General features: G+C 63.7%; 11 protein-coding genes. 8 read left to right on the top strand and 3 right to left on the bottom strand.

All coding sequences use genetic code 11. From position 1 onward, the window contains the following. Nucleotides 1-112: 112 nt before the first annotated feature. Nucleotides 113-1,717: an alkaline phosphatase family protein gene (locus AC07W7_RS25715; RefSeq protein ID WP_495040366.1), complete on the bottom strand. Its 1,605-nt coding sequence runs from the start codon at nucleotides 1,715-1,717 to the stop codon at nucleotides 113-115. Nucleotides 1,718-1,878: 161 nt separating this feature from the next. Next, complete coding sequence (locus AC07W7_RS25710; protein WP_169898684.1) at nucleotides 1,879-2,823, bottom strand: LysR family transcriptional regulator; 945 nt, start codon at nucleotides 2,821-2,823, stop codon at nucleotides 1,879-1,881. Between the two features lie 155 nt (nucleotides 2,824-2,978). On the opposite strand from AC07W7_RS25710, the gene AC07W7_RS25705 reads away from it, so the two are divergent. Further along, nucleotides 2,979-5,327: a TonB-dependent receptor gene (locus AC07W7_RS25705; RefSeq protein ID WP_495040365.1), complete on the top strand. Its 2,349-nt coding sequence runs from the start codon at nucleotides 2,979-2,981 to the stop codon at nucleotides 5,325-5,327. Here the strand turns inward: AC07W7_RS25705 and AC07W7_RS25700 are convergent. Beyond that, entirely contained in the window at nucleotides 5,324-6,496 is a 1,173-nt protein-coding gene (locus tag AC07W7_RS25700; RefSeq protein WP_099169349.1) for a CynX/NimT family MFS transporter, read from the bottom strand. The two genes, AC07W7_RS25705 and AC07W7_RS25700, sit on opposite strands and share 4 nt — an antisense overlap. A gap of 217 nt (nucleotides 6,497-6,713) precedes the next feature. On the opposite strand from AC07W7_RS25700, the gene AC07W7_RS25695 reads away from it, so the two are divergent. The 7 genes from AC07W7_RS25695 (at nucleotide 6,714) to AC07W7_RS25665 (ending at nucleotide 12,575) form a co-directional block, all read left to right on the top strand. Beyond that, nucleotides 6,714-7,565 carry a LysR family transcriptional regulator gene (locus AC07W7_RS25695; protein WP_495040364.1) on the top strand — a complete coding sequence of 284 codons (852 nt, stop codon included), beginning with the start codon at nucleotides 6,714-6,716 and terminating at the stop codon, nucleotides 7,563-7,565. A 238-nt stretch (nucleotides 7,566-7,803) separates the two neighbouring features. Continuing rightward, nucleotides 7,804-8,601, top strand: a complete 798-nt coding sequence (locus tag AC07W7_RS25690; RefSeq protein ID WP_495040363.1) for an energy transducer TonB — start codon at nucleotides 7,804-7,806, stop codon at nucleotides 8,599-8,601. Nucleotides 8,602-8,643: 42 nt separating this feature from the next. Next, a complete protein-coding gene (locus AC07W7_RS25685) occupies nucleotides 8,644-9,369 on the top strand; it encodes a MotA/TolQ/ExbB proton channel family protein (protein WP_169901041.1) in 726 nt (241 codons plus the stop codon). 1 nt (nucleotide 9,370) lies between these two features. Continuing rightward, the gene (locus AC07W7_RS25680; RefSeq protein WP_032856552.1) at nucleotides 9,371-9,772 is read left to right on the top strand and encodes an ExbD/TolR family protein; all 402 of its coding nucleotides are present in this window, start codon (nucleotides 9,371-9,373) and stop codon (nucleotides 9,770-9,772) included. 311 nt (nucleotides 9,773-10,083) lie between these two features. Further along, complete coding sequence (locus AC07W7_RS25675) at nucleotides 10,084-10,665, top strand: alpha/beta hydrolase (RefSeq protein ID WP_076962039.1); 582 nt, start codon at nucleotides 10,084-10,086, stop codon at nucleotides 10,663-10,665. A 50-nt stretch (nucleotides 10,666-10,715) separates the two neighbouring features. Beyond that, nucleotides 10,716-11,642, top strand: a complete 927-nt coding sequence (locus AC07W7_RS25670; protein ID WP_197883122.1) for a sigma 54-interacting transcriptional regulator — start codon at nucleotides 10,716-10,718, stop codon at nucleotides 11,640-11,642. A gap of 150 nt (nucleotides 11,643-11,792) precedes the next feature. Beyond that, a complete protein-coding gene (locus tag AC07W7_RS25665) occupies nucleotides 11,793-12,575 on the top strand; it encodes a MetQ/NlpA family ABC transporter substrate-binding protein (RefSeq protein WP_076962041.1) in 783 nt (260 codons plus the stop codon). Nucleotides 12,576-12,656 lie beyond the last annotated feature (81 nt).

Here is a 12,656-nt window from a genome sequence, read left to right as displayed (position 1 = left end):
CCCCCCCCCCCCCCCCCCCCCTCCCCCCCCCCCCCCCCCCCCCCCCCCCCCCCCCCCCCCCCCCCCCCCCCCCCCCCACACAAGCCTGCGTCCCACAGGGGATTTGGGGTGTTTACCAGACGCCGATCTGCACCACCTTTTCCGCTTCCGGCTCCCCATAACGAAACCGCTGGCCCCGCAGGTCAATCTCCGCGTGGCTGATGGTGGTGCGTCGCTTTAAGCCGCGCAGCCACTCGAACAGATAACCCTGATGCTCTTCACGCACCGGGGCATACGCCGGATCAGCGCCCAAATCCTGCAGTTCCTGGGGGTCGTTTTCCAGGTCGAACAACTGCGCGCGAAAGCCGTCATAGGCCAGGTATTTCCAGCGTTCGCTGCGCACCATGGTCATGCGGCACCGGTCGATCGGCTGCGCCAGGCGCTCGCGGGCCGGGGCCTGGAAGGCGTAGTCGTATTCGGCGATGGCGTAGCGGCGCCAGCCCGTCTCTAGGCCATGCAGCAGCGCGATCAGCGAGCGGCCTTCCAGGCGGTGCTCGGCGGTGGGCAAGCCCAGGGCCTCCAGGAATGTGGGCAGGGCATCGATGGTTTCCACCAGGCGCGCGTCCACCGTACCCCGACTGATATCGGCAGCGGCACGCGGGTCGCGGACAATCAGCGGAACGCCCACCGCCGGCTCCAGCAAAAACTCTTTTTCGCCCAGGTGGTGATCGCCGAGGAAGTCACCATGGTCGCTGGTGAACACAATCAGCGTGTCATCCCAGCGGCCAGTGCTGTGCAGCACATCGAACAGCCGGCCGAGCTGGTCATCCACCTGCTTGATCAGGCCCATATAGGTGGGAATTACCCGCAGCCGTACCTCGTCGCGGGAAAAATTCAGGCTCTCCTGGTGTTGGCGGAAGGCCTGGTACACCGGGTGATCGCTGGCCTGCCCGGGCTCGGCGCGAATAGGCGCCTGCACCTGATCGGCACCATACAGCGCGTGATACGGCGCGGGCGCGATATACGGCCAGTGCGGCTTGATATACGACAGGTGCAGGCACCAGGGCTGCTCGCCTTGTTCGTGGATAAAGTCGATGGCGCGGTCGGTGGTGTAGGCCGTCTCTGAATGCGCCTCGGCCACCCGCGCCGGCAAGTGGGCGTTGCGCATGTGCCAGCCACTGAGGATTTCCCCGTCTTGGCCGGCGGCGGCATTGGCCCAGGTATGCCAGGGGTTGGTGCCGGCATAACCCTGTTCGCGCAGGTAGTGGGTGTAGGGCGCCGACTCGCGTTTGTCTGCAAACAGTGGGCTGTCGGGGAAGATGCCGTCATGGCGAACATACGCCTCGAAACCGACCTCGTTGAGTGGCTGCGCTTGCGCGCTGTCGGGGTCGATCTCCAGGCGTTGCAGGGCGTCGAGATTGGGCGTGGCGTGGGTCTTGCCCACCAGCGCGGTGCGGATGCCATGGGGGCGCAGATAGTCGCCGAGGGTCAGCTCTTCCAGGGGCAGCGGCACCGCGTTCCACGCCACCTGATGACTGCTGACATAGCGCCCGGTATAGGCCGACATGCGCGACGGCCCGCAGATCGTGCCCTGGGTGTAGGCGCGGCTGAAACGCACACCGGCGGCGGCCAGGCGGTCGATATTGGGCGTGTGCAGATGGGCGTGGCCGTAGCAGGACAGGTAATCGCGACGCAGCTGGTCGCACATGATGTAGAGCACGTTGCGTACAGGGGGCATGAGGGTTTACCGAATGGGGAACAGGCGGTGTTTTTCGCCGGTGAAGCGGGGGTGAGGCAAGTGCATTTGGGGAATGGGGTTTATGCAGTGGGTGCATGGTCAGCTCCCACATTGGAATGCGATCAACCTGTGGGAGCTGGCTTGCCTGCGATAGCGGTGGATCAGACCGCAACATTCTCCAGCGCACACACCTGGTCATCCTGCTCATCCACCGCCTTGATCTGCTCGATCATCGCCTGAGCCAGCGGCGACAACCGATACCCCGCCCGGCTGACGATGCCATAGCGGGTGTAACGCTCCTCCAGATCCTCGGCCAGGCCGTCGATCGTCAAGCACACCAAGTCGCCCCGGGCCATGTGCAGCACGTCGCTGTTGGCGCTGACGATACCGATGGCGTCGGAACGCAGCACCACCCCCAGCAGGCTGTAGCCGTTCTCGCACTCCACATTGGGCGTGTAGTCGGGCCGGCCGCTGAGGTCGACGATGACCTTGCGCAGGTTCGGCGGGCGGATGGTCACGGCCAGCGGGTAGCTCATCAGCTCGGTGGCGCTGACACTTTCGCGCTGGGCCAACGGGTGCCCGCTGCGGCAGCAAAAGTGCCATTTGCGCGGGCGCAGGCGGTGGGTCTGGTAGTCGGGGTTGGCTTCAAAGTGGCGGGTGTCGGCGACGAAAAACTCGAACTCTTCACTGAGCAGGCGCTTGCCCAGGCTTTGCCAGTCATCCACCTGGAACTGCACGCGGGCCTTGGGGTAGCGCCCGATAAAACTGCCGATCGCCCGGGGGATCAACCCGGCCGCCGGGGCCGGGCCGCAGCCAAAGCGCAGCTCGCCGGCTTCCAGGCCGTTGAACTGGCTGATCTCGTTGGCCAACTGCTGCGCGCCGCTGACCAGGCGCCGCGCATGTTCCAGCAGCACCTGGCCTTGCTTGGTCGGGGCCAGGTCCTTGCGCCCGCGATCCACCAGTTGGCAGCCGGCACTGTGTTCCAGGGCCTGGATGCTACGGCTGAAGGCCGATTGCGACAGGTTCACGGTGGTCGCGGCCGCGACAAAACTGCGCTGTTCGGCGAGGGCGATGAAGTGACGGAGCTGGCGCAGGTCGATATGCATTTTTCACATTAAAAATATCGGGGAAATGCATTGGCTATGCATTAGGTCGACTCCTTATAAAGGCTATCTCTTATGCAGTAAATGCTTGTAAAAACATAAATAAATAACTTTATAGAATATGTGGTTGTGCATATTCCGCGATACCGGAGCCGCTTATGAGTGTGTCGAAGCCCGCTGTACCGTCCTCCCCCTGGCGGCTCAAGCGCCTGCCCCTGGCGCTGTTGCTGGCGGGCAGTGCCAGTTGGTCGCCGAGCCAGGCCGCCGACACGCCCGCCCCGGTGCCCAAGGGCGAAAGCGCCAGCGGGCAACTGGAGACAGTCACCGTGACCGCCCGCCGCCGCACCGAAAGCGCCCAGGCAGTGCCCACGCCCATGAGCGTGATCGGCGGCCAAGCCCTGGAGAGCCAGCGGGTCTACCGGATCCAGGATTTGCAGCAACTGGTGCCCAGCGTCAACGTCGCCTACATGCATGCGCGCCAGTCCAGCGTGTCGATTCGCGGCCTGGGCAACAACCCGGCCAGCGATGGCCTGGAAGGCAGTGTCGGGTTGTATATCGACAACGTGTACCTCGGGCGCCCAGGCATGGCGGTGTTCGATCTGATGGACATCGAGCAGCTTGAGGTCTTGCGCGGCCCGCAAGGCACGCTGTTTGGCAAGAACACCACGGCCGGGGTGATCAATATCAGCACCCGCGCGCCCAGTTTCACCCCGGAGCGCAGCATCGAGACCTCGCTGGGCGAAGACGGTTATTTCCAGACCAAGGGTACGATTTCCGGGCCGCTCACCGATGAGCTGGCCGGGCGCTTTTCGGCCTATCGCACCCGCAGCGACGGCGATATCCAGAACCAATACAACGGCCACGACCTCAACGGCGGTTCACGCCAGGGCTTTCGCGGGCAACTGCTGTACAAGCCCAACGAGGCCTTCAACCTGCGCTGGATCGGCGACTACAACGAAGAAGACTCCAGCGCCGGCACCCGCGTGCTGTACAGCACCGGCCCGACCATCAATGGCACCAACCTCTACCAATCGCGGGCGGATGCGGCCGGGGCGACCCTGGTCAACGGCTCCCACCGCAAGGTCAACCTGGACAACGACCAGCGTGTCACGGTGTTCCAGGGCGGCACCTCGCTGGAGGCCAACTGGACCCTGCCCAGCGACTTCACCCTGACCTCGGTCAGCGCCTACCGCTGGTGGAATTTCACCCCGCGCAACGACGACGGCCTTAACGTGCCGGCCTCGTATAACGCGGGGGTATCGGTGGAAGATAAACAGTGGTCCCAGGAGTTTCGCCTGGCCTCACCTACCGGTGGGTTCTTCGATTACGTGGTGGGCGCTTACTACTTTGGCTCCGACCTGGATAACAAATCCTTCGCTTACTACGGGCCCCAGGCCGATATCTGGAATGGCACGCCAGCAGGGGCCTTGAGCAATGTCAGCAGTGTCGGCAACGGGCATATCCGCACCGACAGTTTTGCCCTGTTCGCCCAGGGCACCTGGCACCTGACCGAACGCCTGGATTTCACCGCCGGCCTGCGCGGCACCTATGAAGAAAAAAGCGCCTCGGTCAGCCGCAACGCGCCGCAAGGTGGCGCAACGGTGACGGGCGCGGCAGCGACGGCACGCCGTGGCCGGGCCGGTGCCTACGACTCTGGCGATCTCAACCAGTACAGCACCAGCCCTTCTGGCCTGCTCAACCTCAGCTACCGCTTCAGCGATGACGTGCTCGGCTATGCGACCTTGTCCCACGGTGAGAAATCCGGCGGGGTCAACCTGGCGGTAGGCTCTGCCCCGACCGCTGGCGCCGACTCGCTGTTGATCGGCACCGAGCGGGCCAACAACGCCGAACTGGGCTTTAAGAGCACGCTGTGGGACCGTCGCCTGCAACTCAACGCCAACCTGTTCTGGACTCAGGTCAACGGCTACCAGACCAATGCCTACGACTATGGCAACCGCGTGCAGTACCTGACCAACGCCGGCTCCGTGCGCTCGCGTGGGGTGGAGCTGGAAAGCACCCTGGTGCCAATCCGTGGCCTGACGCTGAACATCAACGGCTCGTTCAACGATGTGCGCTACCTGTCGTACAAAGATGCGCCATGCCCACCGGAAGTCAGCCTGCGCCCGGGTGCGCCGGCCTCGTGCGACCTCAGTGGGCACCCGGTGGTGGGCGCCTCGAAGTGGATTGCCAACGCCAACGGCGAATACAAGTGGAACCTGGATAACGGTTTGGAGCCCTACGTTACCGCCAGCTATGCCTACCGCTCCAAGGCGGTGGGCACGGTCGAGGATTCGGATTACGGGCAGATCCCAGGTTATGCGGTGGTCAACCTGTCCACCGGCCTGCGCGGCGACTTCCAGCAGGGCCAGTGGGACGTGTCGCTATGGCTGAAAAACGCCTTCGACAAAACCTACTACACCACCCTGTGGACAGGCGGCAACGGGGGCTATGAAGGGCTGCTGGGCACCCCGCGCACCCTGGGGGTGACCGGGCGCTACGACTTCTAGCCAGGGACGGTGGCGCTGCGGTAGGTGGCCGGGCTGAAGACCCGGGTCACCACCAGCATTGCGATCACCGTCACGCTCAGCACCACCCAGGCGCTGACAAAGCTGCCAGTGAGTTCACGCAGCCAGCCGGTCATCCACGGCGATACGGCATTGATCAAAAAGCCCACGCCCTGCACGAAGGCCGCCAGTTGCCCGGCTTCCCGTGGGTCGCGGCGATGGTCCAGGGTCAACAGCAGGCTCAGGGCAAAGCACGCCCCCAGGCCGAAGCCGATCAGCGCCACCCACAGGTGCGGGTAGTGCAGCGGCGCCAGCAGCAGGCCGAGGTAGCCCACGGTCTGGGCCAGCAGGCTGATGGTCAGCAAGGGCCGGCGGTCGATACCGCGTTGCGCCAGCGCTGGCATCAACAGCGCGGCGATCACCTGGAAAATCGTCATGAACGCCAGCAGCGAGCCGCTGGGCAGTACGCCCCAACCCAGTTGCTGGTAGTACGCCGGCAGCCACGCCACCATGCTCATATACCCGCAGTTCACCAGGCCGAAATACAGCGCCAGCAACCAGGCGCGGCGGTTGCGCAGGCCCTGAAGCGGCGCGGTCACCTGCCGGTTCTTCGCCGCGCCCAACGGCAGCCACGCCCACAGCAGCAACGCGCCGAGCGCCGGCAGCAGCCAGATACCAAGGCCGGCCTGCCAGTGCTGGAAATGGCTGGCCACCAGGGGGCTGAGCAGCGCCGCCAAGCCCCCGCCGCCCATCAACGACGCCGAATACACCCCCATCGCCAGTGGCACCCGGTGGTGGAACTGGCGCTTGATCATCGCCGGCACCAGCGCCTGGATCAGCGCCACCCCGGCCCCGCCCAGCAACGCCGTGGCCAGCAGTGCCGGTGCCTGGCCCAGCAGCCAGCGCACCAGGCACGCCAGCAGGATCATCAGCAAGCCCAGGGCAATCCCACGTCGCTCGCCCAGCTGCGCCTCGACACGGATGCCCACCAGCGCCACCAGCCCCATGCACACCACCGGCAGGCTGGTGAGCAAGGCACTGCTCTGGAAACTCAGGCCGGTGGCCAGGCGGATTTCCCCGAGCAACGGGCTGATAGAGCTGAGGATCGGCCGCAGGTTGAGGCCCAGCACCACCAGTAGGCCCCAGCCGGCGAGGGATTTATTCAGGGTCATGCAGGGTCTTCCATTGACGGTAAAGGGCTTGCATGGCCGGCACCGGCAAGTGCTCGACGGGCAGTTGCTGGGCGGTCAACGGCGCGTTGCAGATGGCGCTGATCGTCAGTCATAGAAAATCTCCCGTCTTGGTGAGCGCGGAGTATGGCCACCGACTGGAGTATTCTGAAATTAAATATAGTCATGCCAACCAGTGGCAAACACGATGGTAATGCCCATGTTCGATCCCGTGCTGTTGCGCAGTTTTGTCGCCGTTGTCGATTGTGCGAATTTCACCCGCGCCGCCGAGCGCCTGCACCTCACTCAATCCACGGTCAGCCAGCAATTGCGCCGTCTGGAAGACAGTGCCGGCTGCCGCTTACTCGACCGCGACCAGCGCCGGGTGGTGGCGACGGTCGAGGGTGAGCGCCTGCTGGCCTATGCACGGCGCATCCTGGCCCTGCACGAAGAAGCCGCCGATGTGCTGATCAACCAGCAGAGCGACGGTGTGCTGCGCCTGGGCGTGCCCGAGGATTTTGCCGCCGAGCGCTTGATGCCGTTGCTGTCGGCGTTTGTCGTGGCCTATCCACGGGTACGCCTGGAGGTCACCAGCGGCTTGGGGCCGGCGTTGCTACGCCAGTATCGCGGCGGCGAATTCGATGTGCTGCTGGTCAAGCAGATGGGCGACAGCGACGACTGCCTGGCCTCCTGGCCGGAGCCGTTGTGCTGGGTTGACAGCCGCCACATGCCGGCCCTGGGCCGCGACCCATTGCCCTTGGTGGCATTCCCGGTGGGCGGCCTGTACCGCAATGAAATGCTCCAGCACCTGGAGGTCGGTGGCTGGCGCTGGCGCATTGGCTATTCCAGCGCGAGCCTGGCCAGTGTGTGTTCGGCGGTGGCGGCGGGGTTGGGCATCAGCCTGCTGCCTGCGCGGGTGGTGCAGGCCGGGCATGTGGTCTTGGGCGCCGACAGCGGTTTGCCCGCGGTGCAGGGCGTGCGGCTGGCGCTGTATGGGCGCCATGGGATGGGGGCGGCGGGGCAGGGCCTGCTGCGCCAGTTGTGGGATTTATGCGAGGCCAACCCGCGATGAGCCATGCCTTTGCGGAATATTTTGCATGCGCGCAAAGCATCCTGATGTTGCCCCTCGCCGCCAGGCCCCGTGGGGCGTGACGTTGGCCGATCCGCTGATTTTCAATATTTCTGTTTGATCTATGTATAACTTTAAAGATTACTTTAAGAGATAAGCGTCTACCCCCGATGATTCAGCTCTCGACGGTCGCCCCACAGGCCCGTCGGTTTTTTCGCTGAAGACAGCAGGGAGTGAATCAATGGGCAATGTCCAGACCGCCGCCAGTGCACCTGAGGCGCTGTGGCGCCAGGCACCGAGTGGTGAGTTGGTCGACCTTGGCCGGCCGCACCGCGCGCCCTTGGGGCAGTTGCGTTTGCAGAAACCCCCCAAGGGGATCTTGAGCCGCCGTGAAGGCCTGTTATTGGGCCTGTTGGCGCTGGCGCTGCATGGCGCGGTGATCTACTGGGTCAGCCAGAAACCGCTGCCGCTGCTGCCGATTGTGCCGCCGGAAATTCCACCGATGACCATCGAGTTTTCCCAGCCGGCGCCGCCGGTGGTGGAGCCGCCGCCGCCCGTACCGCCGCCGCCTGCGGTTGTGGAACCACCGCCACCGGTCGTGGATGAGTTGGCCGCCAAGCCGGCGCCACCCAAGCCGATCCCAAAACCCAAGCCCAAACCTGTGCCCAAGCCCGAACCCAAGCCGGTGCCCAAAGCCGTTGAGCATCCGCCTGCGCCACCCCAGCCGGCACCGCCAGCCCCACCAGCGCCGGCACCGGTGACGCCTGCTTCGGCCAACGCCGCGTACCTGAAGAACCCGGCGCCCGAGTACCCGTCACTGGCCCAGCGCCGTGGCTGGGAAGGCACGGTGTTGTTGCGCGTGCAGGTATTGGCCAGCGGCAAGCCCGGTGAAATCCAGGTGCAGAAGAGTAGCGGTCGCCAGCCACTCGACGACGCCGCACTCAGCGCCGTGAAGCGCTGGAGCTTCGTGCCCGCCAAGCAGGGCGACGTGGCCCAGGATGGCTGGGTCAGCGTACCCATCGATTTCAAGATTCATTGAGCCTTTGCTCGACACTCTATCGCTTACACCGAGGACCGCATCATGACGTTACTGGCATCTCCACTTGAATCCATCGAAAGCGCGGTGATCTGGCTGCTGGTGGTGTTTTCCGTCGCCACCTGGGGCCTGGCCCTGCTCAAGGGCGTGCAATTCGGCCGCCTCAAGGCCCAGGATCGCAAGTTTCACAAACAGTTCTGGGCGGCGTCGAGCCTCGATTCGGCCGCCGAATTGAGCGAAACCCACCCCGGCGCCGCCGCCCGCGTGGCCCAGGCCGGTTATGCCGCGATCCAGGTCGGCGAGGCATCCCATGCCGCCGACTTGAGCCAGGCGATCAACCACCAGGACCGCCTCGAACGTGCCCTGCGCCAGCAGATCGTGCGTGAGCGGCGCTCCCTGGAAACCGGCCTGGCCGTGGTCGCGAGTATCGGCAGCACCTCGCCCTTTATCGGCCTGTTCGGCACGGTGTGGGGGATCATGGAAGCCTTGAAAGGCATCAGCGCCGCCGGCTCCGCCAGCCTCGAAACCGTGGCCGGCCCTATCGGCGCGGCGCTGGTCGCGACCGGTGTGGGGATCGCCGTCGCCGTACCGGCGGTGCTGGTCTACAACTACTTCCTGCGCCGCCTGAAACTGACGGCTGCCGACCTGGATGACTTCGCCCATGACTTCTACAGCCTGGCGCAGAAAAACTCATTCCGTGTGCTGGTCCACCCGACGCTGCACAAAAACGCCGCCCAGGGCAGTGCGCAAAAAGTGAAGGAGGCGTCCTGATATGGCCTTCTCCACCCAAGACAGCGACGAGGTACTCAGTGAGATCAACGTCACGCCCCTGGTGGACGTGATGCTGGTCTTGCTGGTGGTGTTTATCGTCACCGCCCCGCTGTTGACCAACGCGATCCCGATCAACCTGCCCAAGACCGAAGCCGTGGCCCCGGTGGAGCAGAAAGACCCGCTGGTGGTGAGCATCGACGGCGCCGGCAAAGTGTTTATCAACAAGGATGAAATCCAGCCGGACCTGCTGGAATTCAACCTACAGGCCGCCAAGGCCAAGGACCCCCAGGTGCGGGTGCAACTGCAAGCGGATGACGGCGTGAACTATGGCGAAGTGGCGCGGGCCATGGCGTCGATTGAGCGGGCGGGGATTACCAAGCTGTCGGTGATTACCGCGCGTTAGTGTCAACAGCCTCGACAATTTTTGGGCCGTCTCCTTGGCAGGGTGCGGCCTTTTTTTTGCCTGGGATTTAAGCCTCACGCCCAACTCCATATGGAGTTGGGTTTGTGTGGGAGCGGGCTTGCCCGCGATGGCGCAGTGTCAGTCAGCATATGTATTGGCTGAGACACCGCTATCGCGGGCAAGCCCGCTTCCACATTTTATTGAAGCGAATGGTTTTTTGGTTATTAATAAATAGCTTCTTATTCCTTAACGAATATATGCCCCATCCCTATACTGGTCAGCAACGTTAAACGCTGCAGGAGGGCACACCCATGCACAGCGAGTTGATCCGTTACCTGATCGTGCCGGGCTGGCAAGGATCGCCAGAAGATCATTGGCAAACCCATTGGCAGAACAGCCTGCCCAACAGCGCCCGCGTGGAGCAGGCCGACTGGTTGACCCCGCGCCGCGAAGACTGGGTGGCAGCCTTGGCTGAAGCTATTGCGGCCGACAGCACCCCAGTGATCCTGATCGCCCACAGCTTGGGCTGCATCACCGTGGCGCACTGGGCGGCCAGCGCGCCGTTGCAGTTCCTGCGCCAGGTGCGCGGGGCCTTGCTGGTGGCCCCGGCAGACGTCGAGCGCCCGGCGTGTGCGCCGGCGTTGCGCAACTTTGCGCCGATTCCCCGCGACCTGTTGCCGTTTCCCAGCCAGGTCGTCAGCTCCGACAACGACAGTGCGATCAGCGCCCCGCGGGCCCTGGAACTGGCGCGTAACTGGGGGGCTGAAGCCGGGGTTCTCGCAGGCGCCGGGCATATCAACGTGAAGTCCGGCCACCGACGTTGGGAGCAGGGTTTCGCCTACCTCTATCGCCTGCAAAACCGCTTGGAGCATCACTCCCGGCGCCGCGCCTAATACCTTTTCAACGCCCCGTCCCTTGAGTGGAATTGGGGCGGGAGCCTGCCATGAGCCTGCATGAAACCTTTGGCCAGCCACTGCTGACCTTCCCCGACGCCGAAAAAAGCCCCCTGAGCATCCGTGCCAAGGCGCTGGTGTTTGTCGACCCCCGCTCCCGGCAACTGCGCGAAGACCTCGAAAGCCTGGCCCCGCGCGCCTTGCCCGTATTGATTCGCGGCGAAACCGGCAGCGGCAAGGAGTTGCTGGCGCGCCATATCCATCGCGGCAGTGACCGCAGCGGCCTGTTTGTGTCGGTCAACTGCGGTGCGATCAGCCCCACTTATGCCGATGCCGAACTGTTCGGCTATGCCGCCGGCAGCCACAGCGGCGCGGCCAGCAGCCGGGCCGGTTGGTTTGGCTCGGCCAACGGCGGCACCTTGTACCTCGATGAGATCGGCGACTTGCCGCTGCCGATCCAGATCAAGCTGCTCGCCGCCCTGGAAAACCATGAAGTCACCCGCGTCGGCGCCCATCAGCCGAGCCCGGTGGATGTGCGCCTGGTGGCCGCCACCAGCATCGACCTGGCCCAGGCCGTGGCCGTGGGTAAATTCCACGAGCGCCTGTTCCATTACCTCAACGAAGGCCAGTTGGAACTGCCGGCGCTGCGCGAACGGGTGGGGGACATCCTGTCTTTGGCCGAGTACTTCCTGGGGATCTACAGCCAGCGTCTGGGCCTGCCGGTGCCGTTGATCAGCGAGGAGGCGCAGCGGCTGCTGGAGCAACACAGTTGGCCGGGCAATACGCGGGAGCTGGAGAACGTGATCCACTTTGCGCTGTTGGTCAGCAGTGGTGATGAGATCCTGCCGGAGCACTTGAACCTGCCGGTGGCGTCGGTGGCGCAGATCGCGCACCAGGCGCGGCAGATCCTGAGCAGTGGCAACGAAGTCGAACGCGCAGCGTTGACGCGTCTGTTTCAGGGCTTGGGCGCTGTATGAGCAAAATGGAATATCAAAGTGAATAAAAGGTATTGTTCGGGAATAAAAAATATCGGTATTGTCCCTTTCACGCCGCGATAGCACATCGCTGGCACCCCCATAAGAAAGCGGCCGTCACCGACGCCCCGGATTTTCGATTAAGGACACTGCATGAAAAAGGTTCTGTTGTTCACCGCCCTGGCGGCTGCCCTGACTGCCGGTATCGCTCAAGCCAACGAAAAACTGGTGATCGCGGCCACGCCGGTGCCCCACGCCGAGATCCTTGAGCTGATCAAGCCGACCCTGGCCAAAGAAGGCGTGGACCTGGAAATCAAGGTCTTCACCGACTATGTGCAGCCGAACGTGCAAGTGGCCGAGAAGCGCCTGGATGCCAACTACTTCCAGACCCTGCCGTACCTGGAAAACTTCAACAAGGGTAAAGGCACCAACCTGGTCACCGTGGTTGGTGTGCACGTTGAACCGTTTGGCGGCTACTCGAAAAAGATCAAGAAAATCGAAGACTTGAAAGATGGCGCCACCGTTGCCATCCCTAACGAAGGCTCCAACAGCGGCCGCGCCCTGTTGCTGCTGCAAAAGGCCGGTGTGATCACCCTCAAAGACCCGAAAAACGCCCTGGCCACACCAAAAGACATCGCCAGCAACCCGAAGAACCTGAAGTTCAAGGAACTGGAGTCGGCCTTGCTGCCACGCGTCCTGGACCAGGTTGACCTGGACCTGATCAACACCAACTACGCCCTGGAAGCCGGCCTGAACCCGGCCAAGGATGCGCTGATCATTGAAGCGTCCGATTCGCCGTACGTGAACTTCCTGGTGGCCCGTCCAGACAACAAAGACAGCGCCGCCATCCAGAAACTGTCCAAGGCCCTGACCAGCCCTGAAGTCAAAGCCTTCATCGAGCAGAAGTACAAAGGCGCGGTGGTGCCGGCGTTCTGATTTGCCAAACCCCCTTCAAGAAATGTGGGAGCTGAGCTTGTGTGGGAGCTGGCTTGCCTGCGATAGCATCACCTTAGTGTC

It is taken from the genome of Pseudomonas sp. GW821-FHT01D09 (assembly GCF_059422465.1).
The sequence above is the reverse complement of the archived record's forward strand: the minus strand, read 5'-3'. Positions and strand labels throughout refer to the sequence as shown.